The following is a 24037-nucleotide window of genomic DNA, read 5'->3' as shown; positions in this document are numbered from 1 at the left end:
CAAAGCCGGCCTCAAGGCCGGCTTTTTCAAGGGCAAGGTCTGGGGCATGGCCCTATTTTGACAGCATGCGCATGGCGTCTTCCAAGCCTTTGAGCGACAGAGGGTACATGCGGTCACCCATCAACTGCTGGATGATGCTGATGCTCTGGCGGTACTGCCATACGCCCTGGGGCTCCGGATTGATCCAGGCAAAGTGCGGGAAGGCATTCGTCAGGCGCTGCAGCCATTCGGCACCGGGTTCTTCGTTCATGTACTCCACCGAGCCGCCGGGCTGCAGGATCTCGTAGGGGCTCATGGTCGCATCGCCGACAAAGATCAGCTTGTAGTCCTTGTTGTACTTGCGAATGATGTCCCAGGTCGGAAACTTCTCGGCAAAGCGGCGGCGGTTGTTCTTCCACATGAAGTCGTAGACACAGTTGTGGAAGTAATAAAACTCCAGATGCTTGAGCTCGCTCTTCACGGCCGAGAACAGCTCCTCTACGCGTTGGACATGCTCGTCCATGGTGCCGCCCACGTCCATGAGCAGCAGCACCTTCACATGGTTGTGCCGCTCGGGGATCATCTTGATGTCGAGGTAGCCGGCATTGGCTGCCGTGGAACGGATGGTGTCCGGCAAATCCAGCTCCAGCTCGCTGCCCTGGCGCGCAAACTTGCGCAGGCGGCGCAGCGCGACCTTGATATTGCGCGTGCCCAGTTCCTGGGTGTCGTCATAGTCGCGGTAGGCGCGCTGTTCCCAGACCTTGACCGCGCTCTTGTTGCGGCCCGGCCCGCCAATGCGTATGCCGGCCGGGTTGTAGCCTCCGTGGCCGAAGGGGCTGGTGCCGCCTGTCCCGATCCATTTGCTGCCGCCCTCGTGGCGCTCCTTCTGCTCCTCCAGGCGCTTCTTGAGCGTTTCCATCAGCTCGTCCCAGCCCATGGCTTCGATCTTGGCCTTGTCCTCGGGGCTGAGTTCGCGTTCCAGCAGCTTGTGCAACCAGTCCTGCGGAATTTCCCTGGTCAGGTCGGCCAGCATCTCCACGCCCTTGAAATAGGCAGAAAAAGCGCGGTCGTACTTGTCGTAGTGCTTCTCGTCCTTGACCAGAATGGTTCGGCCCAGGTGGTAGAAGTCGTCCAGGCTCCAGCGATCCTCGCTCTTGGGGCCGATCAGGCCTGCGTCCAGCGCTTCCAGCAGGGCCAGAAACTCCTTGACCGACACAGGCAGCTTGGCGGCACGCAGGGTATAGAAAAAATCGATCAGCATGAAAAATGCCTCCAGCGCTTATGCAGCAGGTGCATGTTGCTCCAGAAGATAGAGCAGTTGTGCACGGGCTTCAGGCCATTCGCCACTGCGCATGCTGTACATCACGGTGTCGCGAATCGTGCCGTCACGGCGCAGCGCATGGCCACGGAGCACGCCATCCTTCTTGGCGCCCAGGCGTTCGATGGCGCGCTGGCTGGCGAAGTTGAAATTGTCCGTGCGCCAGCCCACCACATGGCATCCCAGGGTGCCGAAGGCATGGGCGAGCAGCAGCAGCTTGGCAGAGGTGTTGACATGCGTGCGCTGAACGCTTCTGGCATACCAGGTGTAGCCAATCTCCACGCGGCGAATGGCCGGTACGATGTCGTGATAGCTGGTCGTGCCCAGTACCTTGCCGCTGGCATCGTCGAGTACGGCAAATGCAAAGCGGTGACCCTGATCTCGGCCCAGCAGAGCGGCCTCGATATAGCTGCGCACCTCGCCGGGCTCGGGAACGGAAGTCACGCGAATCTTCCACAGCTCTCCATCGGCAGCGGCTGCGGCCAGGCCCGCCTCGTGATCCAGGGCCAGCGGCTCCAGCCGCACGCCGCGGTCGCGCAGGGTCACGGTTTCTACAAAAGTCATGGCTTGCTCACTCAAAATGGATGACGCTTGCTGCGCCAGAGTCGGGCGAGCCTGAGACCCAGGCCGCCGCCCAGGCCCACCAAGGCGATGGCTGCAATGCTGCCGGCGCCATAACCCTGGGCAAACAGATCCAGGCCCAGCACATGGGACAGGCCCCAGCCCAGCAGGGCACCGGCCACAAAGCCGATGGCGTCGGAGCTGCCTTCCAGCAGCAGTTGTCGTGGAGTGCTCATGGGCGGCCTCCTCTCGCGGACAGCGGATTAGCGGTTGCGCTGGTTCATGAAGACCAGCTTTTCAAACAGGCTCATATCCTGCTCGTTCTTGAGCAATGCGCCCACCAGGGGGGGCACGCCGACCTTGCCTTCCTCGGATTGCAGGGCCGATGCGGGAATCTCCTCGGCGACCAGCAGCTTGAGCCAGTCGATCAGCTCGCTGGTCGAAGGCTTTTTCTTGAGGCCGGGCAGATTGCGCACATCGTAGAAGACCTTCATCGCGGCACTCAGCAGCTCACCCTGCAGCTTGGGGAAATGCACGGCCACGATCTGGCGCATGGTGTCGGCATCGGGGAACTTGATGTAGTGGAAAAAGCAGCGGCGCAAGAACGCGTCGGGCAGTTCCTTTTCGTTGTTCGAGGTGATAAAGACCAGCGGGCGGTGCTTGGCGCGGATCATCTCGTGGGTCTCGTAGCAATAGAACTCCATGCGATCGATTTCGCGCAGCAAGTCGTTGGGGAACTCGATGTCGGCCTTGTCGATTTCGTCGATCAGCAGGGCCACGGGGCGCTCCGCCGTGAAAGCCTGCCAGAGCACGCCCTTGACGATGTAGTTGTGAATGTCCTTGACGCGCTCGTCACCCAGTTGCGAATCGCGCAGGCGGCTCACGGCGTCGTACTCATACAGGCCTTGCTGGGCCTTGGTGGTGGACTTGATGTGCCACTGCAGCAGCGGCATGTCCAGCGCCTGCGCGACCTCCTCGGCCAGCATGGTCTTGCCCGTGCCGGGCTCGCCCTTGATGAGCAGAGGGCGCTGCAGGGTAGCGGCAGCGTTGACGGCCAGCATCAGATCTTGCGTGGCCACGTATTTGTCGGAACCTTGAAACTTCATGGGCGGTATCAGCGTAAGTATTGATAAGCGTGCGAATTTCTCACTGCCATAATCGTTTGCACTGCAGCAAGGCATTTGAGCACCCGTCTGAACTCTTGAAGGATTGTGCGCGCAAAATGATAAAAACTTGGACCACGGTATTGGCAGTAGCTGTCGCATCAGTGACCGGCGCGGCAAACGCCCAGGCTGTCAAGGGCGATGCAAAGGCCGGCGAAGGCAAGATCGCCATGTGCATAGGCTGTCATGGGATCACCGGTTATCAGGCCAGCTTCCCTGAGGTATACAAGGTACCGATGATCGGTGGGCAGAACGAGGCCTATATCGTCTCGGCCCTGAACGCCTACAAGAAAGGCGAACGCAAGCACCCCACCATGCGCGGCATTGCCGACTCGCTGAGCGAGCAGGACATGGCCGATGTGGCGGCCTTCTATGCAGGGCATGGCAAAGCCAAGGATGGAAAGCCCAAGGAAGCAAACCCGGCCGTCACGGCGCTTCTGCAAAAAGGCGCCTGCTTCTCCTGCCATGGCGAAGGCTTTTCCAAGCCCATCGATCCTTCCTATCCCAAGGTGGCAGGGCAGTATTCGGACTATGTGTTCCGGGCACTGCAGGCCTACAGGACCGAGGGCAACCCGATCATCGGGCGCAGCAATGGCGTCATGGCCGGCATTGCCAAACAGTTCAAGAACGACGAGCTGCAGCAACTGGCCCGGTACATCGGCAGTCTGGACAGCGAGATGCAGGTCGTGGCGCAACCGCATTTCCGTCTGGGCCAGAAATAAATCGGGCTTCGGCAAACACAAAGCCCGCCAAGGCGGGCTTTGTGTTTTTCAGAGGGCACCTCAGAGGCTGCTTTTGAAACTGCCGTCGGTGGTGGCCAGACGCTGCACTCCGGCAACATAGGCCTCGCCATCGGGCGGGCGTCCCGAGCGCTGGCTTTCCCAGAGCATCTGGCCAAGGCATTCCATGGCGGCGTGATGGGCGTCATGCAGGTCACGCTTTCTGGCCAGCAGTTCCACGGCCTGGCGTATGCCGCGTGGAGAGTCCACGCTGCACTGCTCGCTGATGGACAGATGCATGGACAGGTGCAGAAACGGGTTGGTGCGCTCGGTCTCCGCATCGTAGTTGCGCGCCACGGCTGCATCCACGTCGGAGAGCTCGTCGAAGTACTCGGGGTGCTCGTCTATCCACAGGCTGGCCAGCGTCTCGATGGCCTCCATGGGCGCGCCGCTGATCATCTTGGCGCGCACACCGCAAAAAAATCGCCGTACGTCGGCTTGACTGGGGTTGAACATGATGGCGCGCAGCGTATCACGGCTGCCGGGCATCAGCCGGACTGTGGTCTTGCTCGCCGGCCAGGTGCGTATCGGCTACCTCTGCGTTTTCGGCCAGCAGATCGGCACGCTCCTTGGCCATCTGTTCCACCAGTTGCTGGCGGCCCTGCTTGGCCACTGCAATCAGCTGGTTCTTGTCCTTGTAGTGCGGGTACATGCGCTCGGCCAGCGCCAGATTGTGCTCCCTGAATCGTGCCGTGATGCGTTGGGCTTCGGCCGGACTCTGACCCAGCAGCTCCAGCACCGACTGGGCCGAGATCAGGCTGGACTCGAAGACTTCCCGCTGGGCATGTTGGACTCCGAGGTCGCGCAGGCGGAACCAGTGATCCAGGTCGCGGGTGCGGGCCACGATCTCGAGGTTGGGGAAATGCTTGCGCACCTGACTGGCGATCTTGAGCGACTGCTCGGTGGTATCGACGGCAATCACCAGCACATGGGCCTGGGCCGCACCTGCGATGCGCAGCAGATCCATGCGTGTGGCATCGCCATAGAACACGCGGTGGCCATAGATTTGCGCAGCTTCCAGCATTTCCACGCTGTGGTCCAGGATGGTCGGGCGTATGCCCTGGGCCAGCAGCACGCGAGCCACGATCTGGCCGTAGCGGCCGAAGCCGGCAATGATGATGGGCGAGTCCTGCGGCTCCGAGATCTCCCGGGCCTTGTCGGAGCCGCATTCCTCATCCCTGATGGTGGAAAAGCGGCGCAGCAGCAGCTTGTCCAGCAGCACCAGCAACAGCGGGCCCAGCAGCATGGACAGGGCTACGGCCGCTACCAGCATGGAAGAGACGCTGTGGCGAAACACCTTGTACTGTGCTGCCGTCTGAAACACCACGAAGGCGAATTCGCCGCCTTGCGCCAGCATCAGCGTGAACACCGGGCGCTCGCGCCAGGGGATCTGCATGAGCTTGGCCAGACCGAAGATCATCACGGCCTTGAGTGCAATGAAGCCTGCCACCATGGCTGCCATGGCCCAAGGAGACGTCACGATGACGCCGAAGTCGATGCTCATGCCCACGGCCATGAAGAACAGGCCCAGCAACAGGCCTTTGAACGGCTCGATATTGGTTTCCAGCTCGCTGCGGTATTCGCTGTCGGCCAGCAGCACGCCGGCCAGGAAGGCGCCCAGCGCCATGGACAGGCCCACCTGCGTCATCAGCATGGCAATGCCCACGACCAGCAGCAGCGAGGTAGCGGTGAAGATCTCGGGGGTCTTGCTGCGCGCAATCCAGCGCAGCAGCGGTTGTAACAGCAGCCGGCCGCCGATGATGACGGCCCCAATCGTGCCCACGGTTTTGAGAATGGCCAGCCAGACATGGCTGTCGCCGTGGCTGGCATGGGCGGCCTTGTAAGCGCCCAGAATCGGAATCAACGCCAGGATGGGGATGGCTGCCACGTCCTGGAACAGCAGGATGGAGAAGGCGGCCTGTCCGCTGGGAGTGCGCATCAGGTTGCGCTCGGCCATGATCTGCAGACAGACGGCGGTGGACGACAGTGCCAGGCCCATGCCTGCGATCAGGCTGACGCGCCAGGACAGGCCAAAGGCCCAGGCGGCCAGAAACAGAACGCCGGTGCAGACCACCATCTGCGCCATGCCCCAGCCGAAAATGGGGCGCCGCAGCTCCCACAGGCGCTTGGGCTGAAGCTCGAGCCCGATCACGAACAGCATCAGCACCACGCCAAACTCGGCGAAGTGCAGGATGTCGTCCACGTTGCGAACCAGGCCAAAGCCCCAGGGGCCCATGGCAATGCCGGCGCCCAGGTAGCCAATGATGGCCCCCAGGCCCAGGGCTCTGGCAATGGGGACGGCCAGAACAGCCGCCGTAAGATAGATGAAGCCGTAAGTCAGCCAGATGGGGGAGCCGTGTTCCATGGGAATGTTATGTGGTGTTAACCCTTGTGGGCTCGATTTTGGCACCCGGAGTCAGGCGTCAGATTTTTGACAGAAAGAAAATGGGGTGAATCCCTGCCTGATGCTTATAGCGCCTGGTCAACCATGCGTCTGCAAGTTGACAGCGCAACTTTTAAGATAGACGCTTTGTGACTGGCGCTGGAGACCGGCTTTTGGAGTGAGTATGGATTTGCACACCTGGTTTGCTTTTTTTGTGGCCTCCTGGATCATCGCGGTCTCTCCGGGGTCGGGGGCCGTGCTGTCCATGAGTCACGGCCTGTCCTACGGCGTGCGCAAAACCAGCGCCACCATCATGGGTCTGCAGCTCGGGCTGCTGCTCATCCTGCTGATAGCAGGTGCCGGCGTGGGCTCGCTGCTCATGGCATCCGAGTGGGCCTTCAATGCCGTCAAGATCGTCGGCGCCGGCTATCTCATCTATCTGGGCATCAGCCAGTGGCGTTCGGGGGGCTCTCCCCTGGCTGCACAGGAGCTGGTGCCCGAGGTCAGCCTCAGAAAGCGTGTGCTGACGGGTTTCCTGACCAATGCCACAAATCCCAAGGGCATCATCTTCATGGTGGCCGTGCTGCCCCAGTTCATGACGACCAGCCGTCCCCTGGCTCCGCAACTGGCGATTCTGGCCGTGACCATGCTGGCCGTGGACACCACGGTGATGCACAGCTATGCCGCAGGTGCCAGCGCCTTGCGCGGTCTGATGCGCAGCGCACGCGCCATGCGCAATCAGAACCGCGTGTTCGGCGGCCTGCTGATGGCCGTGGGCACAGGCCTGTTCTTTGTTCAGCGCTCCAGTGACGCTTGAAACACTTCTAAAAGCATAGCGTGAAGTGATTGAATATATTGGGCTTCTGACATATTTGATCAAATAGTCTAGGGTAAGCCCCTTGTCCCGCGTCAGACATGGCATAGGGCAGGGGGCTTCTACATTGGGGGCATGAAAACCTTTCGCTCCTACTCCGAAGTGCTGGCCTCGATTGGGCAGGAAGTCGCCGTCAGCGACTGGATCACCATCACCCAGGCCCAGATTCAAATGTTTGCCGACGCCACGGGCGATCAGCAGTGGATTCATACTGATCCCGAGCGAGCTGCCCAGGGCCCGTTCGGCGCGCCGATTGCCCATGGCTTTCTCACGCTGTCCCTGCTGCCGAAGTTCTTCGAAGGCACTTTCAAGATCGAAGGCGCCAAGATGGGGGTGAACTACGGGCTCAACCGTGTGCGCTTCATGGCTCCCGTGCCTGTCAACAGCCGCTTGCGGGCGCGCATGACCTTGCAGGCGGCGGAACGCATCGAGCCTGAGGGGATTCAGATGACCTGGCTGGTGACGGTGGAGCGCGAAGGCAGCGACAAGCCTGTATGCGTGGCCGAGTCGCTGGCGCGCAGCTTTGGTGCGGCGGCCTGATTCGCAGCGTGATTTTCAAGCCATGAAAAAAGCCCCTTGGCTTGCGCCTTGGGGCTTTGTTATTGAGCCGCACCTCGCAAAGCAGGGTGCTGCGCAGAGTCCGTCATTCGCCATAGTTGTCCAGCAAACCGGCCTTGCCTGCGGCAATGGTTTCCTGGCGCACTTGCTCACGGCTGAGGTTGCTGGATTGCTGTTGCTGGGACAGGGGCAGATAGGCATCGCCAACGAGCTGCAGCTGGCCCTTGGCCATGGCGTCCTGCACCTGGGCATTGACTTGAGCACGGGTCAGGGTGGATTGACCTGCAACTTCGGGAGGGTAGTGATCGCCGGTGAAGTCAAAGCTTGCAGCCTGTGCAGCGGCGGCGGACATGGCCAGGGCGGCAACGATGGCAAAGCGGTTGGCGTATTTCATGATTCGTCCTTTGGTACGTCGGGCCTGCAGTCCTGGCGGATATCGTCGGTCGGCTGCAAGTCCATGAGTCGTACTTTAGGACGATCTAATCAGGAGAAAAACCCCCTGTTGCGCAACTTATTGTTCCGAAATTAGAGACAATAAGCGGGAACTTAAAGCGCAGTCTTGGGCTCTGCAAGGGCAGCACCCGCGAAACCTTGCTGGCGCCAGGCTTCAAACACCGTCACGGCTACGGCATTGGACAGGTTCAGGCTGCGTTGAGAGGCCAGCATGGGCAGGCGCAGTCGCTGCTCGTTGGGGAACTGGGCGCGCACCTCGGGCGGCAAGCCCTTGCTTTCAGAGCCAAAGACCAGCCAGTCGCCCGCCTTGAATTCCATGGCATGGGCGGGACTGCTGCTGTGCGTGGTCATGGCAAACATGCGCTCGCGCTGGGGCTGGCAGCTTGCGAGGAAAGCTTCCCAGCTGGCGTGGCGGGCCACATTGGCGTACTCGTGATAGTCCAGTCCGGCACGGCGCATATGCCGGTCTTCCATGGAAAAGCCCAGCGGCTCGATCAGGTGCAGGCTGCAACCGGTATTGGCGGCCAGGCGGATGACATTGCCCGTATTGGGGGGAATCTCGGGCGCCACAAGAACGATATGAAACATGGGGCGCTATTGTGCCGCCCGGCTCGTACCCACGCTGCCGCCCCTGCAGTTCCAGACTGACAGGTACGGGTCAAGGCGTGCGCGCCAGCACGACAGCGCTGACCGAGGCTGCGCCCGCCGAAAGCAGGCAGCGGGCCAGCGCATCCAGCGTGGCGCCGGTCGTCATCACGTCGTCCAGCAGCACGATATCCTGACCCTCGATCAGAGGCCTTCGCGCAGGCACGAGGCTGAAGACATCCCGCAGCCGGCGCAGTCGCTGCTCCCGGCTGGAGGCATGCTGGGGCCGCTCCAGATGCTTGCGCTGCACGGCGCCGTTCAGCAAGGGCAAGGGCCTGTCGTACTGCTCAGACAGGGCATGTGCCAGCAGCAGGCAGTGATCGAAGCCACGCTCGCGCACGCGCTCACTGGAGGTCGGCATGGGCAGCAAGGGACCGCAGGTCCGCAACAGCTCCCGGACCTCGGGATGGCCGGTCATCAGCCTTCCCAGACTGCGCGCCAACCCCAGGTCGGCCTGGAATTTGTAGCGTGTGATCAGGTCCTGCCAGGGATAGGCATAGTCCAGTACGCTGATGCAGCGTTGGAGCCGGGGTGGCTGCAGGAGGCAGCTGCCGCAGAGGCTGACCAGGGACGGCAGCGGCAAGGCGCAGCCGTGGCAGCGATGTTTCTGCCCGGCCCAGCGCGCGTGGCAGTCGTGGCATATACGTGGCCCGGGCCATCGTCCGCAGACTGCGCACAGGCTGGGCAGGGCATCCAGCCAGCGTTGCTGCTGGCGGCGCAGGTGCGAAAGCCATGTCGCATGAAGGTCGGGCATGGAATCAATATACTCGCGCCGCATTGATCCTCTATCCGGCAGCTGGTGAGCGAAACCCTTCTTCACCCATCTGCCCGCTCCTGTCTGCCCATGTCTCACGCCTTGCCTCCGACCATTGATTCCATCGCTGCCAACCGTTGGCAGATGGCCGCTCCGGCCGAGTCCCCCTGGTTGCACGAGGAGGTGGCCAGCCGCATGCAGCAGAGGCTGGACTGGATCGTGAAGCCGCCCGAGACCTGGTGCCACTGGGAGCCGGTACGCGGTGGCATGCAGGCACACCAACTGCTGCGCGAGCGCTATCCGCAGGCCGAATGCACGCTCTACGAGCCCGTGGCGCGGCGCGAGGCGGTGGCCCAGGACAGGCTGGGCAGCCGCTGGTGGCAGCTCTCGCGCTGGAAGGGGGCGGCCGTGCACATGGCCGAGCCTGCGGACGGCAGCATGGACATGCTCTGGGCCAATATGCTGCTGCATACAGCAGCCGACCCGCAGGCCCTGATAGAGCACTGGCACAAGGCGCTCAAGGTCGATGGCTATGTCATGTTCTCCTGCCTCGGGCCGGATACGGTTCAGCAACTGCACAGGCTCTACGCCGAGCTGGGCTGGGGCCCGGCAGGCCACAGCTTCACCGATATGCATGACTGGGGCGACATGCTGGTGCATTCGGGCTTTGCCGAGCCCGTGATGGACATGGAGCGCATCACCCTGACCTTCGCCACGCCGCAGCGTCTGCTGCAGGAGCTGCGCGAGCTGGGCCGCAATCTGCACCCCGGGCGTTTTGCCGGGCTGCGCGGTCGCGGCTGGAAGAGCGAGCTGCTGCAGAAAATGGCCGAGCGCTGGGCCGACAAGCAGCCCGATGGCCAGCTCTCGCTGACCTTCGAGATCGTCTATGGCCACGCCTACAAGCCGCAGCCCAAGCTGCGTTTGCAGGCCAATAGCGCCGTGTCGCTGGAAGACATGAAGGCCATGCTCAGGCAGCCGCGCAACACGGGTTTGCGATAGCACATCTGTCGTTTTCCGGTCATTGATTCGGCACAAAGCTGCCTACAATTTCCCCTAGTCAGTTCATGGATAGCAGCTATCCTTCGGGCTTCTCTCCTGCCTGAAGGACCACAGACAGTGCGGCCCGAGCCGCCAGGGGAGATATCGGGTGTTTCGCTTTGCCAAGGGGACTGGCCAGCGGGTTCGACAGCGGCCGGTTTTCGCATTTCATCACCACCACAGGCCAGCCTTGTGCTGCGCTGACGCATCCCTGTACCCGGCGGTGCCCGCGGTACAGCAGCGTTCCAGCTCCCCGCTTTCTGTCTTGGCTGCCAGGCCAGTTTCAGCCATGTCCGGCGTTTGCCGCGAGATGCGCTTGCCAGTACGAGTTTCGAGTCCGGTCAGGCTTGCCTGCGCAAGCACGATTGGCATGGGTTTCCGGTACATGCATTAGTGAATGCGCGCAGACAGTGCTATCAAATTCTGGGGCATGCTGCGATGAAGTTCGCGAGGTAGTGTGAGTGTCACAGCCTTCCGGCCTGCAGCGGCGGAAGCGGTGTGAGCAAGTGGACAACTGAGGCTTTGAGGTAAGTGAAAACGATGAAAAACATTTCCACCAAGCTGGTTTCCGGGAGTTTGGCCTTGGCGGCGTGGGGCGGTTCCATGGCCTATGCGGCGCAGGATCTGCCGGGAGGCCCTGCCGTCAACCAGCTCAATCTGCATCCGCCTGTGACACGCATCGCCGCGGAGCAACACTGGCTGCACTGGATGATGCTCATCATCTGCACGGTAATCTTTGTCGCCGTGTTCGGGGTGATGTTCTATTCCATCTGGAAGCATCGCAAGTCCCAGGGAGCCAAGGCCGCGAACTTCCATGAATCGGTCAAGGTGGAAGTGGCCTGGACGGTGACTCCCTTCGTCATCGTGATTCTGATGGCGCTGCCGGCCACCAAGGTACTGGTGGCGCAGAAGGACACGACGAATGCCGACCTCACGATCAAGGCCACCGGCTACCAATGGAAATGGGGCTATGACTACCTGAACGGCGAGGGCGAAGGCCTGGGCTTTGTATCCACGCTGGATACCGCCCAGCGCCAGATGTCCAACAGCGGCGATGTGAGCAGCGCGCCCAGCGACTATCTGCTGAGAGTCGACAACCCGCTGGTCGTGCCCGTGGGCAAGAAGGTGCGCATCATCACCACGGCCAACGATGTGATTCACTCCTTCATGGTGCCGGCCTTCGGCATCAAGCAGGACGCGATCCCCGGCTTTGTGCGCGACACCTGGTTCAAGGCCGAGAAGACCGGCGACTACTACGGCCAGTGCGCCGAACTGTGCGGCAAGGAACATGCCTACATGCCCATCCATGTGAAGGTGCTGTCTGCCGAGGGGTACAGCGCCTGGGTGGCCGAAGAAAAGAAGAAGCTGGCCGCCAAGGCCGATGATCCCAACAAGGTCTGGACACTGGCCGATCTGGTGGCTCGTGGCGAAAAAGTCTATGCCGCCAACTGCGCGGCCTGCCACCAGGCCAACGGCAAGGGCGCCGGTCCCATCAAGCCGCTGGACGGCAGCCCCGTGGTGCTGGGGCCCACGGCCGACATGATGCATGCGGTGCTCGAAGGCCGCGCCAACGGTGCCATGCCGGCCTGGAAGCAGCTGAGCGACACCGAGTTGGCTGCGGTGGTGACCTTTGCCAAGAACCACTGGAGCAACCAGACCGGCCAGCTGGTGCAGCCCGCCCAGTTCGTGGCTGCGCGCGGCGGCAAGTTTCCTGAAGGCGGCGGCAGTGCGGCGCCCGCAGCTCCGGCTGCCGACTCAGCCGCCCCTGCGCAAGGTCCAGCCGCTGCCGCCAGCGACGCCGGCCCTTATCAGGTCTTTTTCGAGACCGGCAAGAGCCAGTTGGACGACAAGGCCCAGGCCGCAGTGAAGAAGGCGGCCGAGTACTGGACGGCCCACAAGGACGGCAAGATTGTCCTGTCGGGCTTTGTGGACTCCACCGGCAACGCCGACAAGAACGCGGAGCTGGCCAAGGAGCGAGCCAAGGCCGTGGCCAAGCTGCTGGAGGACAGCGGCATTGCGGGAGACCGCATCGAGCTGCGCAAGCCCGAGACCATCACGGCTGCAGCAGGCGCGGACCAGCAGGCACGCCGTGTTGACATCACGGCCGCGAAGTAAGCCCCGGGTATAGAGACCGATTGGAGAAAAGAATATGAGCGCCGTAGTTCCTCCCGTCCACACCCATGAGGGCCATGGTCACGACCATGGGCACGACGACCATCACCACGCCATGCCCTCGGGCTGGCGTCGCTGGCTGTTCGCCACCAATCACAAGGACATCGGAACGATGTACCTGCTGTTCTCCTTCACCATGCTGATGGTGGGAGGCATTCTGGCCATGCTGATCCGCGCCGAACTGTTCGAGCCGGGCCTGCAGATCGTCAATCCCGAGCTGTTCAACCAGCTCACAACCATGCACGGCCTGATCATGGTGTTCGGTGCCATCATGCCGGCCTTCGTGGGCTTCGCGAACTGGATGTTGCCGCTGCAGATCGGTGCTTCAGACATGGCGTTTGCGCGCATGAACAACTTCAGCTTCTGGCTGCTGATTCCCGCCGGCATCATGCTGGTGGGCTCGTTCTTCATGCCCGGCGGCGCGCCGGCGGCCGGTTGGACGCTGTATGCGCCGCTGACGCTGCAGATGGGGCCTTCCATGGACACCAGCATCTTTGCCATGCACATCATGGGTGCCAGCTCCATCATGGGCGCGATCAACATCATCGTCACCATCCTCAACATGCGCGCACCCGGCATGACGCTTATGAAGATGCCGCTGTTTGCCTGGACCTGGCTGATCACCGCCTATCTGCTGATCGCCGTGATGCCGGTGCTGGCGGGCGCCATCACCATGACGCTGACCGACCGCCACTTCGGCACCAGCTTCTTCAACCCTGCGGGCGGCGGCGATCCGGTGATGTACCAGCACATCTTCTGGTTCTTCGGCCACCCCGAGGTCTACATCATGATCCTGCCGGCCTTCGGCATCGTCAGCCAGATCGTGCCCGCCTTCAGCCGCAAGAAGCTCTTCGGCTATACCTCCATGGTCTATGCCGTGGCGGCCATTGCCATCCTGTCCTTCATCGTCTGGGCGCACCACATGTTCACCACGGGCATGCCGGTCACGGGTCAGCTGTTCTTCATGTACGCGACCATGCTGATCTCCGTGCCCACGGCCGTGAAGGTGTTCAACTGGACGGCCACCATGTGGCGCGGCTCCATGAGCTTCGAGACTCCGATGCTGTTTGCCGTAGGCTTCATCTTCGTGTTCACCATGGGTGGATTCACGGGACTGATCCTGTCTATGGCGCCCATCGACATCCAGCTGCAGGACACCTATTACGTGGTGGCCCACTTCCACTATGTGCTGGTGGCCGGCTCGCTGTTCTCCATGTTCGCCGGCTATTACTACTGGTCGCCCAAGTGGACGGGCGTGATGTATTCCGAGACGCGCGGCCGCATCCATTTCTGGGGCTCGCTGATCTTCTTCAACATCACCTTTTTTCCCATGCACTTCCTGGGTCTGGCCGGCATGCCGCGTCGCTATGCCGACTACCCCATGCAGTTCGCCGACTTCAACATGATTGCCTCGATCGGCGGCTTCGGCTTCGGCCTGATGCAGGTGTATTTCTTCCTGTTCGTCGTCTGGCCTGCGATGCGCGGTCACGGCGAGAAGGCGCCGCAAAAGCCCTGGGAAGCGGCCGAAGGTCTGGAGTGGGAAGTGCCTTCTCCGGCTCCGTTCCACACCTTCGAGACGCCACCCAAGCTCGACGAAACCGCCACCAAGGTGATCGGTTGAGGAGGCGCGCATGACGACGCAGGAGCAACGCAAGGCGAACCGGAGGCTGGGGCTGATCCTGGCCTCCACGGCTGCCGTGTTCTTTATCGGCTTTGTGGTGAAGATGGCCTGGCTGCACTGAGGCAGGCCGATGGCAACCGAGTGAAGGAGCTTGAGGTGAGCATAGCCAAGGAAAACGCAAAGATGGTGGGCAAGCTGGCGATCGTTGCCCTGGGCATGTTTGCGTTCGGCTATGTGCTCATTCCCATCTACAAGCATATCTGCGAGTTGACGGGCATCAACATCCTGTCGCTGTCCGAAAAGCAGGTACCCGGTGCCGGCGTGGCGGGCCGCGACGTGAAGCTTCCGTCCAACAGCCAGATCGACACCAGCCGCATCATCACCGTGGAGTTCGATGCCAATGCACGCGGACCTTGGGACTTCAAGCCGGCCAGGCGTTCGGTGCAGGTCCACCCCGGCGAGCTGGCCACGGTGATGTACGAATTCCAGAATGTGCAGAACCGGCGCATGGCCGCTCAGGCCATCCCCAGCTATGCGCCGCGCCAGGCCACGGCCTTCTTCAACAAGCTGGAGTGCTTCTGCTTTTCGCAGTACACGCTGGAGCCCGGCGAGAAGCGCGAGTGGCCGGTGGCCTTTGTCATCGATCCGCGTATCTCCAGGGATGTGAAGACCATCACGCTGTCCTACACCTTCTTCGAGGTGGGCGGCAAGACCCCTGCGGCGCCCGCGAGCAGCACGGCTGCTGTCGTCACACCCGGAGGCAGTTCATGACGCAGGACGCCAGGAAGACCGGTTTCTGGCGCAGCATTGTGGCCGTCGCCTGGGCCATGCTGGGCGTGCGCAAGGGCAAGGAGTACGAAAAGGATTTCGCCAGCATCACGCCGCTGCATGTGATTGCCGTGGGGCTGGTGGCGATTTTTGCCTTGGTGTTAGCGTTGATATGGATCGTCAACCTGGTCGTTTAGCCTTGGCTGAAACAGGTGTGGCGAATGCAGTGCCAGTGATAGTGGAGCGTCGGTCAGAACAACGATCAACAGAGTCAGGAGCCGAGTGATGAGTGCAATCCCGCAGGGCGCAACCCCTTACTACTATGTACCAGCCGAATCCAGCCACCCCGTGATGGCGGCCATCGGCCTGTTCTTCGTGATCCTGGGTGCCGGCACCTGGATCAACGGCCACGAGTGGGGAATGTATTCCCTGTTCGTCGGCCTGGTCTGGTGGCTGGCCGTGCTGTTCGTCTGGTTCCGTGATGCGGCGCGCGAGAGCGAGGCCGGGCTCAACAGCCGCAAGATCGACCTGTCCTACCGATGGAGCATGAGCTGGTTCATCTTCTCGGAGGTGATGTTCTTCGGCGCCTTCTTCACGGCGCTGTGGTGGGCGCGCGCGCACTCGGTGCCGGCGCTGGGCAGTCTGGCCAACGAGCTGCTCTGGCCCAACTTCCAGGCCGTGTGGCCCAGCGTGGCTCCCGGCGCCACGGCGTCGCCCGCGAATATCGTCGAGCCCTTCAAGACCGTGGGCCCGTTCTGGCTGCCCACGATCAACACGGCGCTGCTGCTGAGCTCGGGCGTGACGCTGACTATCGCCCACCATGCGCTGCAGCTCAACAACCGCGCGCGCTGCATCGGCTTCATGTGGATGACCGTGATCCTGGGCTTCGTCTTCCTCTGCGTGCAGGGCTACGAGTACCACCATCTCTACAACGACTACAACCTCAAGCTCAACTCCGGTGTCTTCGGCTCCACCTTCTACATGCTGACGGGCTTTCACGGCTTCCACGTGCTGGTCGGCATGCTGATGCTGTTCTTCATCACCATCCGCCTGATGAAGGGCGACTTTAGCGACAAGCACCACTTCGGCTTTGAAGGTGCGGCCTGGTACTGGCACTTTGTGGACGTGGTCTGGGTGTTTCTCTACATCCTGGTGTACTGGATGTAAGACACTCAAAAATAGCAGCGTCTTGCGCAATTTCAGCATTGATTTCAGCAGTAAATGATGCCGAAGTCATTGAAGGGAAGGTGCAAGGTGCTTTTATTTTGGGAGCACCAGGAATCGCTCCGACCAAGCGCTCATTGCCCGGGCTGCCAGCCCGTGGGCTGTATCCAGCCCAGCTTGGCGGCCATCAGAACGCAGAGAAACAGCGCAACCGACAACGCCACGCGAAGGGCCAGGGCGCGAAACATCCTGCGGCTGCGCTCGGCATCGTCGGCCTCCGAACCTTCGCCGCCATCGCCTCTGCGCATCATGAAGAACAGCGCACTGCCGAGACTCGCCAAAATGGCGAGAAAGGCGAGAATGATCACGAATTTCATGAACGGATTATCTGGTGCGCATATCCCGATTTCCAGACCTCTGGCGGTTTCTACTGATTTCTGCGGCGGCCCTGATCTGCGTGGCCGCCACGGCATCGCTGGGCTGCTGGCAACTGGGCCGGGCCGCGCAGAAGCAGGCTGTTTTCGACGCCATCACGCGCCAGCAGGGCCTGCAGCCCTGGCATGACGCAGAACTGGCCGCCGGGGTGGCTCTGGCGACCGATTCCGTCGGCGAAGCACCGAAGGCCCACCTGCTGCATCGACCCGTGCAGTTGCAGGGACGGTGGCTGGCCGAGCAGACCGTCTTTCTGGACAACCGCCAGATGCAGGGCCGCGTCGGCTTCTATGTGCTCACGCCCCTCAGACTGAGCGCACCTTACGGGCACAGGGTTGTCATCGTGCAGCGAGGCTGGGTGCCGCGCAACTTCATGGATCGCACGGTTCTGCCTGAGGTGCAGACGCCTGCAGGCACTGTCCGCATCGAGGGGCGGCTGGAAGCGCCACCGTCCAGGCTGATGGAGCTGGACGCGACCCAGGGCGGGGCAGACCCTGATGAGCAAAAGTCGCGCATCCGACAGAATGCAGACATCGCGCGATGGGCTCGGGAAAGCGGCTTGCCGCTGCTGGCCCTGAGCGTGGTGCAAGGCGGCAGTGCCAGCGAGGGCCTGCTGCGCGACTGGCCGCAGGCCAATGCCGGTGTGCAAAAGCACTACGGCTATGCTTTTCAGTGGTTCGGAATCAGTGTCTTGGTGGTCTTGCTCTATGTCTGGTTTCAACTCGTCCGACGCTTTTACCCCCGCCGCCGCGCAGCGCAGCCCGAGGGATGAACCGCTGAGCTTTGCGGTCCACAGCCTGCCCGATCCCGCGCAAAGCCGTACACAGCAGGCGCTGCTGGCGCGCAGGGGGCGCTTGAAGATGCTGGCGGTGCTGCTGGTCTGTGCGGCACCGGTCCTGGCCTCCTACTTCACCTATTACGTGCTGCGTCCCACGCAGCAGCGCAGCTATGGCGAGCTGATCGCCGAGCAGCCCGGCCTGCCCGATGTGCAGGCACTGACGCTGAACGGGCGCAGCGTGAATCTGAACAGCCTCAAAGGCCAGTGGCTGCTTCTGAGCACCAGTGCCGGAGACTGCGGCCCTCGCTGCCAGGACCATCTCTATCTGCAGCGCCAGCTGCGCGAAACCCTGGGCCGTGAAAAAGACCGGCTCGACTGGGTCTGGCTCATCCATGACCAGCAGCCCGTGCCTGCAAAGATTCTGCCGGCAGCCGAGCAGGCCACGACGCTGCGAGTGCCTGCCGCCGCCATTGGCCACTGGCTCCGGCCCGAGGCCGGCCATGCGCTGGACGACCATCTGTATGTGGTCGATCCGCAAGGCCACTGGATGATGCGCTTTCCCGCCGGCATGAACCAGGCCACGGCCGGCAAGGCCAGGCGCGATCTGGAGCGGCTGCTGCGTGCCTCGGCCTCCTGGGACGAGGCCGGGCGTGCGACGGCCGCCACCGAGCGTAAATAGAAGCGCGCAGGAGCGGCGCGCCCTGGCCCGCCGCCGTCAGCCATCTGTGTCATCGTCATCGAGGAGGGCCGCATGCAAGCAGACATCTCGCAGTTGAAGGACGCCGTTGCGACGCCAGGATCGGCTGTTTCGCGATGGGCGCAGTACTACGCACTGACCAAGCCCAAGGTGGTGCAGCTCATCGTCTTCTGTGCCTTCATCGGCATGGTGCTGGCCGTTCCGGGCGTTCCCGGCTGGCAGGACTGGGGCCGCATGCTGACGGCCTGCGCAGGCATCTGGCTGGTGGCAGCGGCGGCCGCCGCCTTCAACTGCCTGGTCGAGCGCAGCATCGATGCGCGCATGAAGCGCACGGCCTGGCGGCCCACGGCGCGCGGCGAGCTCTCGCATTCCCGGGCCTTGCTGTTTTCAGGTGTGCTGTGCGCCGCAGGCGCCGCCATCCTGCTGCTGGCCGTGAATGCGCTCACGCTGTGGCTGACGCTGGCCACCTTCGTCGGCTACGCCGTGATTTATACCCTGGTGCTCAAGCCCTTGACGCCTCAGAACATCGTCATCGGAGGGGCCTCGGGTGCCATGCCGCCCGTGCTGGGATGGGCGGCGATGACCGGACAGGTCGGTCATGAGGCCTTGCTGCTGTTTCTCATCATCTTCCTCTGGACGCCGCCGCATTTCTGGGCGCTGGCGCTGTACCGCGCAGAGGACTACCGCCGTGCCGGCCTGCCCATGCTGCCGGTCACGCATGGCAATGCCTTCACGCGGCTGCAGGTGTTTCTCTATACCCTGGTGCTGTTTGCCGGCTGCCTGCTCCCGTTCGTGGCGGGCATGAGCGGCTATCTCTACCTGTTTGCCGCAGTGATTCTGGGGTTGGGCTTTTGCGGTTATGGTTGGGCACTGCTGCGCAACTATTCGGATGCGCTGGCACGCAAGACCTTCCGCTTCTCCCTGGTCCACCTGAGCCTGCTGTTTGCCGCGCTGCTGGTGGATCACTACCTGGCCTGACCGATCATGGATAAACGAGCTGCGCTGCGCGCTATGGGCGCCGCAACACTGGCCTGCACGGCCGCATGGGCATTGACTGCCTGCAAGAACGACAGCAAGCCCCAATTTCAGGGCGTGGATGTGACGGGCGCCGACTACGCCAAGGACATTCCGCTGACCGATGTCGACGGAAAGAAGCGCAGCCTCAAGGACTTCTCCGGCAAGGTGGTCGCCGTGTTCTTCGGCTACACCCAGTGCCCCGATGTCTGCCCCACCACGCTGCAGGAGCTGCTTGAGGTCAAGCAGGCGCTGGGCGCCGATGGCGACAGGCTGCAGGCCGTGTTTGTCTCGCTGGACCCCGAGCGCGACACGCCGCAGGTGCTCAAGGCCTATCTGGCCAACTTCGACGAGAGCTTTGTGGGGCTGAGCGGTACGCCCGAGGAGATCGCAGCCGTGGCCAGGGACTTCAAGATCTTCTTCAAGAAGGTGCCAGGCAAGGTCGAAGGCACGTACACCCTCGATCATTCCGCTGGCACCTATCTTTTCGATCCCCAGGGCCGCTTGCGCGTCTACGAGCGCTATGGCGCGGGACCGCAGCTGCTGACCCAGGACGTCAAGGCACTGCTGGGCTGAAGCACGCCGACCCCCACACGGGTTTGGGTTGCCGGAATTCCTTGAAATTTGTTGTTACATGTTGGTGTTTGACATAGCGCAATGGACGTCCGCGATGCCGCGCGCATAGTGGACGCCTTCAAACACTTGGCAAGGCTCGATCCGGCTTCCGGAAGCCGGGCATGCAGCCCGTGGATGCGGCATGGGCAGTGGCTGCACGCAGGAACGCCAGAGTGGATGTCTGGAGCTTGCGTATGGCCGAGTGCCCTTTTTCCTCAATGCTCAAACCCGTGTCTGAACTGGCGCTGGCGGACTGCCAGCGTCGTCTGGGACTGGCCATGTCGGCTCGGCAGGAGGGCGTGAGTCTTTCCGTCATGTTGAGCCGGCGCGAGCGGCAGGCGCTGGACGCCGCGCCGGACGGCATTTTGCTGGTGGACCGAGACGGGAAGATGGTGACGGCCAACGCCGCCATGCTGGCCATCTCCGGCTACGAGCGCGATGAGCTCGAAGGCCAGATGCTGGACATGCTGCTGCCGCCCGAGTTTCAGGCGGGCCATGGCCAGTACCTGAGCAGCTATTTTGCGCGGCCATCACGCCGTCCCATGGGCCTGGGCGGCGTGCTGTGGCTGCAGCGCAAGCAGGGCAATGCCGTGCCGGTGGACATTGCCCTGGGCTATTTCGGAGATGACGACAAAGGCCTGGCCATTGCCTTTGTGCGCGATGTGACGGAGCTGCACCAGATGCAGCAACGCCTGAAGTTCCAGGCCACCAAGGACACGTTGACAGGGCTCAACAATCGCTGGCAGTTCGGCCAGGAACTGCAGGAGCAGCTCAAGCTGGCGCAGGCCAGTGGCGAAGCCCTGGCCCTGCTGCAACTGGACCTTGACAACTTCAAGGCCATCAATGACGGCTACGGACATGCCGCAGGGGACCAACTGCTGCGGGAGGTCGCCAGGAGGCTGAAGTCCCAGCTGCGCAGCGAAGGCACCCTGGCTCGCCTGGGGGGCGACGAATTCATGGTGCTGCTGGTGGGCGAGAACGCGACCCGAGCCCGGTTCTGGAGCGAGCAGATCCTGGCTGCTCTCTCCATCCCTTTCAAGCACGACGGGCTGGCACTGGATTTCGGGGCCAGCGTGGGCATTGCCCTCTATCCCGAAAACGCGCAGACCGGCGACGATCTGATGCGTTTTGCCGACATGGCGATGTACAGCGCCAAGGCCCAGGGACGCGGGCATGCGGTGTTCTTCGAGCCCGGTATGGGCAAGGAAATGGCCGAACGTGTGCAGCTGGCCGAGCGCTTGCGCATGGCGCTCAGCTATGGCGGCCTGCAGCTGCATTACCAGCCCCAGGTCAAGGTCGAGAGCGCCGCCGTGGTGGCGGTGGAGGCCCTGCTGCGCTGGCATGACCCCTTGCTGGGCAATGTGAGTCCGGCGCGCTTTATACCGGTGGCCGAAGCCTCGGGCCAGATCGTGGCACTGGGCAACTATGTGCTGGACGCCGCCTGCAAGCAGATCGCACAGTGGCTGGAGGACGGAACGCCGCTGCGGGTGGCGGTCAATCTGTCTGCCTATCAGCTGCGTCAGGTGAACCTGGTCGAGCAGGTCCGAAGCTGTCTGCAGCGCTACCAAGTGCCGCCGCAATGGTTGGAACTGGAGGTGACCGAGTCCCAGGCCATGATCAATCCCGGTCAGGGGTGTGAAGTGCTGCAGGAGCTGGCTCGGCTCGGCGTGACGATTGCACTCGACGATTTCGGCACGGGCCATTCGTCATTGGCCTATCTGCAATATCTCCCGTTGCAGCGCGTGAAGCTGGGGCGGGAGTTTCTGTTTCCGTCGCCCAGCCGTGACAGGCTGATGGGCGGCATCGTGCACATGGCCCATGCGCTGGATCTGGAGGTCGTGGCCGAAGGCGTCGAAGAGATCGATCAGCTGCAACTGCTGCGCGATATCGGCTGCGAGTTCTTCCAGGGCTGGCTGCACTCGCGCGCGATGCCGGCCGATCAGGTGCGGGACTGGCTGGCCGCCTGACGCGACGAGCGTGGCGAGTGCTTTCAGTCAGGCTCGGGGAAGCATTCGTTGGAGGCGGTGACGACGAGGTTCAGCACGGGCTGACATCCTCGCCGAAGCGCACCCGAGGCCTCACCGCGCCTGCTGGCGCTGGCCCGACAACCGGAACAGCTTGCGCTACCAGCTGCCGTGCTGGGGCGGCCTGCACCAGGCCAGGGGCAGATGCGCCGGTATGCGCTGCGCTGCAGCCTCGCTGTGAGGTGCCATGGGAGCCGGTTGCAAGAGCGTGGCCTGGAGCTCGTGCAGCCCGATGCCTGGAGGGCGCGGGCCCCGCTGATCCTGCCTCTGTCATCCGCCTGCGCGCCGGAGGCTCCTGCGCACGGTTCTCGGGTGTGCAGGCCGATGACCACAGCCAGCGTGCATCGCTCCATGGGTAGCGGTGGTTGTAGAGACATTCGGAGGACAGCCGCAATGCCTGCCGGGCATTCTTGACGCCACGGCCGACCGAATCAGCAGGCAAAGCCATTGGCCGCGACCACGGCGGTGGTGCGTGGCGCAAGTCGTCCGCGATCATCGCCGCGGCCAGGATTGAAGCAGGCGCACTGGGGCCGGGGCCGAGATATCGGCCAGCGGACGTTCAAGCGCCGATCCGGCATCGGCAAGCCTGTTCAGCAGGCCGAGGCTCCGATCCTCGTCGTTCGAAGGCGCGCAGGCGTCCGCCGCATGCGTGGACGGGCTGCCGGCCGTGGTCTGCAGTGTGTCGATGCGGGCGCAGCATCGGGCTCTGCACGCCATGCATGCAGCAGCTGCGCAAGGCGCTGTGGCTGGCAGCTGACTTCATGGCGCATGGCTTCACCGGCGGCATCGCGCAGCGTGATCCAAGCATGCCGCCTGTGCTCCGCGCCCAGTTGCATGGCGCTTGCATGTCGGGGGCCGGGCAGTCACCATGGCGCACAAAGAATTCGACATCCATGCAGCCGGCCGCTGTGCTGCTGCAGATGCGTGTTCCGGCCTCGTCCCGGCGCTCGGCTTGGCCACAGTCATTGCTGCGAAATCTGGGCAATAAAGTCCGGTCTGGAGACGCTCCGGGGCGTCAGTCATCGAAGAGGCCGATGTAGCTCAGGCCGTTGTAGGGCTTGTCCGGATCGATGATCGGCTCGGTGGGGTCGGCATAGACAAACATGGCGTTGGCCGTATGAATGCCCCGGGACTCGCAGGCCTGCACGATGAGCGCGAGCGATGCGTCGGAGTCCAGCGTGCTTTGCTCCACGAGGGTGGCGACAGGGACCGGCTCGGGCAGCCAGATCATCAGCAGCAGGTCTTCGTTGAACAGAAACTGTCTGCCCAGGTCCTGACAGAAACCGCAGCCCGTGACATCTTCGCTGCTGCTTTCGATATCTTCGACGTCGAGCTCCCAGTAGCTGTCTGCATGGTCGAAGTAGCGCGCAAACTCCGCCTCGCCCAGCGGCGTATTGCCGATCCAGAAATGCAATGCGGAAAAAGGCGCGGGCGGCGGTGCCGGACCCAGCTCCTCGACCCAGTCGAACAGGGTTCCGGGCTTGAGGCGGTGGCGCTTTTCCAGTTCCGGAAAGCCGCCGCCGGGTGTGCGGTTCAGCGCTTCGTCCACCAGAGCCTTGCGAAATGCCAGCGAATAGGTTTTGCCGGATGTGTTCTCAGATTTCATTGGGCGGATCCGTAGTGCATGACCACCAGCTTGTTCAGGGGCTCCGGGTAGTCCCAGAAGGCTTCTTCGAGCTCCTGCAACTGCGCATGCTCGGCATCCGTCAGCAGTGCCGGCAGATCGGAGTAGTCCACATTTTCTGGCCCCTCCTCGAAGCGCTTGAGCACCGCAAACATGTCCTGCAGACACTGGCGCGTGATGGGCGCGCCTATGGCCTGCAGAGCCTGCAGGGTGAGCTGATGGTTGGCCAGCCCCCAGTTGCCCAGAAACTGCAGAAAGCCGCCGTTGTTGATATCGGCTTCCATGCGCCATAGGGCCACCAGTTCCCGATGGACCGCGGATATCCGGGTGACGTCCCATTGGGCGGCGAGCAGCGCGTCCATGGCCTGGCGGTAGAGACTGTCCTGATCCAGATCCCAGACGCTGACCATGCCCGCAGCAGAGGGCTGCCACAGTGCCGGCCAGTCCAGGCCGTGACCCTCATCGGTCAGAACCCAGGCCAGGCGTTGCTCGGGGGTGGCTTTTTCGAGCCGGATATGCCGCTTGATGGGCTCGGCCAGTTCACGTCCATCCGCGAGTGCAAGCCAGATGGTCTGCTCGTCGATGCGAACGCTTGTGATGCGGTTGCTTCGTGGGTCCATGTT

General features: G+C 62.7%; 27 protein-coding genes. 15 read left to right on the top strand and 12 right to left on the bottom strand.

What is annotated here, in order from left to right:
* Positions 1-52: 52 nt before the first annotated feature.
* The 4 genes from E2583_RS21680 to E2583_RS21665 are packed head-to-tail and all read right to left on the bottom strand — an operon-like array spanning position 53 to position 2964.
* Positions 53-1240: a VWA domain-containing protein gene (locus E2583_RS21680; protein WP_291598527.1), complete on the bottom strand. Its 1188-nt coding sequence runs from the start codon at positions 1238-1240 to the stop codon at positions 53-55.
* Between the two features lie 18 nt (positions 1241-1258).
* Positions 1259-1861, bottom strand: coding sequence for a GNAT family protein (locus E2583_RS21675; protein WP_291598526.1), 603 nt, complete (start codon positions 1859-1861; stop codon positions 1259-1261).
* 11 nt (positions 1862-1872) lie between these two features.
* A complete protein-coding gene (locus E2583_RS21670; protein WP_291598524.1) occupies positions 1873-2094 on the bottom strand; it encodes a hypothetical protein in 222 nt (73 codons plus the stop codon).
* Positions 2095-2121: 27 nt separating this feature from the next.
* Positions 2122-2964 carry a MoxR family ATPase gene (locus E2583_RS21665; protein ID WP_291598522.1) on the bottom strand — a complete coding sequence of 281 codons (843 nt, stop codon included), beginning with the start codon at positions 2962-2964 and terminating at the stop codon, positions 2122-2124.
* Between the two features lie 116 nt (positions 2965-3080).
* Between E2583_RS21665 and E2583_RS21660 the strand changes: the two genes are divergently transcribed.
* Positions 3081-3743: a c-type cytochrome gene (locus E2583_RS21660; protein WP_291598521.1), complete on the top strand. Its 663-nt coding sequence runs from the start codon at positions 3081-3083 to the stop codon at positions 3741-3743.
* 60 nt (positions 3744-3803) lie between these two features.
* On the opposite strand, the gene E2583_RS21655 is transcribed toward E2583_RS21660, so the two are convergent.
* Both E2583_RS21655 and kefC read right to left on the bottom strand, forming a co-directional pair.
* Complete coding sequence (locus E2583_RS21655) at positions 3804-4256, bottom strand: DUF1841 family protein (protein WP_291598549.1); 453 nt, start codon at positions 4254-4256, stop codon at positions 3804-3806.
* A 16-nt stretch (positions 4257-4272) separates the two neighbouring features.
* Entirely contained in the window at positions 4273-6165 is a 1893-nt protein-coding gene (gene kefC, locus E2583_RS21650) for a glutathione-regulated potassium-efflux system protein KefC (RefSeq protein ID WP_291598520.1), read from the bottom strand.
* Positions 6166-6367: 202 nt separating this feature from the next.
* On the opposite strand from kefC, the gene E2583_RS21645 reads away from it, so the two are divergent.
* Positions 6368-7000 carry a LysE family transporter gene (locus tag E2583_RS21645; RefSeq protein WP_291598519.1) on the top strand — a complete coding sequence of 211 codons (633 nt, stop codon included), beginning with the start codon at positions 6368-6370 and terminating at the stop codon, positions 6998-7000.
* A 132-nt stretch (positions 7001-7132) separates the two neighbouring features.
* Complete coding sequence (locus tag E2583_RS21640) at positions 7133-7597, top strand: MaoC family dehydratase (RefSeq protein WP_034366233.1); 465 nt, start codon at positions 7133-7135, stop codon at positions 7595-7597.
* Positions 7598-7700: 103 nt separating this feature from the next.
* On the opposite strand, the gene E2583_RS21635 is transcribed toward E2583_RS21640, so the two are convergent.
* From E2583_RS21635 to E2583_RS21625, 3 genes are all read right to left on the bottom strand, one after another.
* Complete coding sequence (locus tag E2583_RS21635) at positions 7701-8009, bottom strand: DUF4148 domain-containing protein (RefSeq protein WP_003051774.1); 309 nt, start codon at positions 8007-8009, stop codon at positions 7701-7703.
* Positions 8010-8161: 152 nt separating this feature from the next.
* Positions 8162-8656 carry a tRNA (uridine(34)/cytosine(34)/5-carboxymethylaminomethyluridine(34)-2'-O)-methyltransferase TrmL gene (trmL, locus tag E2583_RS21630; protein WP_211456907.1) on the bottom strand — a complete coding sequence of 165 codons (495 nt, stop codon included), beginning with the start codon at positions 8654-8656 and terminating at the stop codon, positions 8162-8164.
* Between the two features lie 70 nt (positions 8657-8726).
* Positions 8727-9467, bottom strand: a complete 741-nt coding sequence (locus tag E2583_RS21625) for a ComF family protein (protein ID WP_291598512.1) — start codon at positions 9465-9467, stop codon at positions 8727-8729.
* 90 nt (positions 9468-9557) lie between these two features.
* On the opposite strand from E2583_RS21625, the gene E2583_RS21620 reads away from it, so the two are divergent.
* The 7 genes from E2583_RS21620 to E2583_RS21590 all read left to right on the top strand — a co-directional run bounded on the left by E2583_RS21620 (position 9558) and on the right by E2583_RS21590 (position 16233).
* Positions 9558-10466 carry a class I SAM-dependent methyltransferase gene (locus tag E2583_RS21620; RefSeq protein WP_291598510.1) on the top strand — a complete coding sequence of 303 codons (909 nt, stop codon included), beginning with the start codon at positions 9558-9560 and terminating at the stop codon, positions 10464-10466.
* 579 nt (positions 10467-11045) lie between these two features.
* Entirely contained in the window at positions 11046-12620 is a 1575-nt protein-coding gene (gene coxB / locus E2583_RS21615) for a cytochrome c oxidase subunit II (protein ID WP_291598507.1), read from the top strand.
* A 34-nt stretch (positions 12621-12654) separates the two neighbouring features.
* Positions 12655-14298 (top strand): cytochrome c oxidase subunit I, encoded by a 1644-nt coding sequence (ctaD, locus tag E2583_RS21610; RefSeq protein WP_291598505.1) that lies wholly within the window; start codon positions 12655-12657, stop codon positions 14296-14298.
* Between the two features lie 10 nt (positions 14299-14308).
* Positions 14309-14419, top strand: coding sequence for a cytochrome oxidase small assembly protein (locus tag E2583_RS21605; RefSeq protein ID WP_003075487.1), 111 nt, complete (start codon positions 14309-14311; stop codon positions 14417-14419).
* Between the two features lie 35 nt (positions 14420-14454).
* Positions 14455-15069 (top strand): cytochrome c oxidase assembly protein, encoded by a 615-nt coding sequence (locus E2583_RS21600; RefSeq protein WP_291598501.1) that lies wholly within the window; start codon positions 14455-14457, stop codon positions 15067-15069.
* Positions 15066-15263, top strand: a complete 198-nt coding sequence (locus E2583_RS21595; RefSeq protein ID WP_291598500.1) for a DUF2970 domain-containing protein — start codon at positions 15066-15068, stop codon at positions 15261-15263. Before E2583_RS21600 ends, E2583_RS21595 begins: the two co-directional genes overlap by 4 nt.
* An 88-nt stretch (positions 15264-15351) precedes the next feature.
* On the top strand, positions 15352-16233 hold the full coding sequence (locus E2583_RS21590; RefSeq protein ID WP_291598498.1) for a cytochrome c oxidase subunit 3: 882 nt from the start codon (positions 15352-15354) through the stop codon (positions 16231-16233).
* Between the two features lie 131 nt (positions 16234-16364).
* On the opposite strand, the gene E2583_RS21585 is transcribed toward E2583_RS21590, so the two are convergent.
* Positions 16365-16607 (bottom strand): twin transmembrane helix small protein, encoded by a 243-nt coding sequence (locus tag E2583_RS21585; RefSeq protein ID WP_291598496.1) that lies wholly within the window; start codon positions 16605-16607, stop codon positions 16365-16367.
* A 14-nt stretch (positions 16608-16621) separates the two neighbouring features.
* Between E2583_RS21585 and E2583_RS21580 the strand changes: the two genes are divergently transcribed.
* From E2583_RS21580 to E2583_RS21560, 5 genes are all read left to right on the top strand, one after another.
* The gene (locus tag E2583_RS21580) at positions 16622-17434 is read left to right on the top strand and encodes an SURF1 family protein (RefSeq protein ID WP_291598494.1); all 813 of its coding nucleotides are present in this window, start codon (positions 16622-16624) and stop codon (positions 17432-17434) included.
* The gene (locus E2583_RS21575; protein ID WP_291598492.1) at positions 17370-18119 is read left to right on the top strand and encodes a hypothetical protein; all 750 of its coding nucleotides are present in this window, start codon (positions 17370-17372) and stop codon (positions 18117-18119) included. Before E2583_RS21580 ends, E2583_RS21575 begins: the two co-directional genes overlap by 65 nt.
* Before the next feature lie 72 nt (positions 18120-18191).
* Positions 18192-19115 (top strand): heme o synthase, encoded by a 924-nt coding sequence (cyoE, locus tag E2583_RS21570; protein ID WP_291598491.1) that lies wholly within the window; start codon positions 18192-18194, stop codon positions 19113-19115.
* 6 nt (positions 19116-19121) lie between these two features.
* A complete protein-coding gene (locus tag E2583_RS21565; protein ID WP_291598490.1) occupies positions 19122-19727 on the top strand; it encodes an SCO family protein in 606 nt (201 codons plus the stop codon).
* Positions 19728-19888: 161 nt separating this feature from the next.
* On the top strand, positions 19889-21733 hold the full coding sequence (locus tag E2583_RS21560; RefSeq protein ID WP_291598488.1) for an EAL domain-containing protein: 1845 nt from the start codon (positions 19889-19891) through the stop codon (positions 21731-21733).
* A 1072-nt stretch (positions 21734-22805) separates the two neighbouring features.
* On the opposite strand, the gene E2583_RS21555 is transcribed toward E2583_RS21560, so the two are convergent.
* Together E2583_RS21555 and E2583_RS21550 are read right to left on the bottom strand one after the other, a co-directional pair.
* A complete protein-coding gene (locus tag E2583_RS21555) occupies positions 22806-23396 on the bottom strand; it encodes an immunity 22 family protein (RefSeq protein ID WP_291598486.1) in 591 nt (196 codons plus the stop codon).
* Positions 23393-24034: a DUF4375 domain-containing protein gene (locus E2583_RS21550; RefSeq protein WP_291598484.1), complete on the bottom strand. Its 642-nt coding sequence runs from the start codon at positions 24032-24034 to the stop codon at positions 23393-23395. The genes E2583_RS21555 and E2583_RS21550 overlap by 4 nt, the downstream gene beginning before the upstream one ends.
* Between the last annotated feature and the right edge of the window lie 3 nt (positions 24035-24037).

It is taken from the genome of Comamonas sp., assembly GCF_009360615.1.
In the GTDB taxonomy this organism is placed as follows: Bacteria; Pseudomonadota; Gammaproteobacteria; order Burkholderiales; family Burkholderiaceae_C; genus Comamonas.
The sequence above is the reverse complement of the archived record's forward strand: the minus strand, read 5'-3'. Positions and strand labels throughout refer to the sequence as shown.

Coding starts and splice junctions, on each gene's coding strand:
- E2583_RS21675 (WP_291598526.1), bottom strand. CDS start 1,861: ATGACTTTTGTAGAAACCGTGACCCTGCGCGACCGCGGCGTGCGGCTG.
- trmL (WP_211456907.1), bottom strand. CDS start 8,656: ATGTTTCATATCGTTCTTGTGGCGCCCGAGATTCCCCCCAATACGGGC.
- E2583_RS21620 (WP_291598510.1), top strand. CDS start 9,558: ATGTCTCACGCCTTGCCTCCGACCATTGATTCCATCGCTGCCAACCGT.
- ctaD (WP_291598505.1), top strand. CDS start 12,655: ATGAGCGCCGTAGTTCCTCCCGTCCACACCCATGAGGGCCATGGTCAC.
- E2583_RS21665 (WP_291598522.1), bottom strand. CDS start 2,964: ATGAAGTTTCAAGGTTCCGACAAATACGTGGCCACGCAAGATCTGATG.
- E2583_RS21640 (WP_034366233.1), top strand. CDS start 7,133: ATGAAAACCTTTCGCTCCTACTCCGAAGTGCTGGCCTCGATTGGGCAG.
- E2583_RS21560 (WP_291598488.1), top strand. CDS start 19,889: ATGCAGCCCGTGGATGCGGCATGGGCAGTGGCTGCACGCAGGAACGCC.
- E2583_RS21605 (WP_003075487.1), top strand. CDS start 14,309: ATGACGACGCAGGAGCAACGCAAGGCGAACCGGAGGCTGGGGCTGATC.
- E2583_RS21575 (WP_291598492.1), top strand. CDS start 17,370: ATGTCTGGTTTCAACTCGTCCGACGCTTTTACCCCCGCCGCCGCGCAG.
- E2583_RS21555 (WP_291598486.1), bottom strand. CDS start 23,396: ATGAAATCTGAGAACACATCCGGCAAAACCTATTCGCTGGCATTTCGC.
- kefC (WP_291598520.1), bottom strand. CDS start 6,165: ATGGAACACGGCTCCCCCATCTGGCTGACTTACGGCTTCATCTATCTT.
- E2583_RS21550 (WP_291598484.1), bottom strand. CDS start 24,034: ATGGACCCACGAAGCAACCGCATCACAAGCGTTCGCATCGACGAGCAG.
- E2583_RS21595 (WP_291598500.1), top strand. CDS start 15,066: ATGACGCAGGACGCCAGGAAGACCGGTTTCTGGCGCAGCATTGTGGCC.
- E2583_RS21655 (WP_291598549.1), bottom strand. CDS start 4,256: ATGTTCAACCCCAGTCAAGCCGACGTACGGCGATTTTTTTGCGGTGTG.
- E2583_RS21645 (WP_291598519.1), top strand. CDS start 6,368: ATGGATTTGCACACCTGGTTTGCTTTTTTTGTGGCCTCCTGGATCATC.
- E2583_RS21590 (WP_291598498.1), top strand. CDS start 15,352: ATGAGTGCAATCCCGCAGGGCGCAACCCCTTACTACTATGTACCAGCC.
- E2583_RS21660 (WP_291598521.1), top strand. CDS start 3,081: ATGATAAAAACTTGGACCACGGTATTGGCAGTAGCTGTCGCATCAGTG.
- E2583_RS21585 (WP_291598496.1), bottom strand. CDS start 16,607: ATGAAATTCGTGATCATTCTCGCCTTTCTCGCCATTTTGGCGAGTCTC.
- coxB (WP_291598507.1), top strand. CDS start 11,046: ATGAAAAACATTTCCACCAAGCTGGTTTCCGGGAGTTTGGCCTTGGCG.
- E2583_RS21680 (WP_291598527.1), bottom strand. CDS start 1,240: ATGCTGATCGATTTTTTCTATACCCTGCGTGCCGCCAAGCTGCCTGTG.
- E2583_RS21625 (WP_291598512.1), bottom strand. CDS start 9,467: ATGCCCGACCTTCATGCGACATGGCTTTCGCACCTGCGCCGCCAGCAG.
- E2583_RS21565 (WP_291598490.1), top strand. CDS start 19,122: ATGGATAAACGAGCTGCGCTGCGCGCTATGGGCGCCGCAACACTGGCC.
- cyoE (WP_291598491.1), top strand. CDS start 18,192: ATGCAAGCAGACATCTCGCAGTTGAAGGACGCCGTTGCGACGCCAGGA.
- E2583_RS21670 (WP_291598524.1), bottom strand. CDS start 2,094: ATGAGCACTCCACGACAACTGCTGCTGGAAGGCAGCTCCGACGCCATC.
- E2583_RS21635 (WP_003051774.1), bottom strand. CDS start 8,009: ATGAAATACGCCAACCGCTTTGCCATCGTTGCCGCCCTGGCCATGTCC.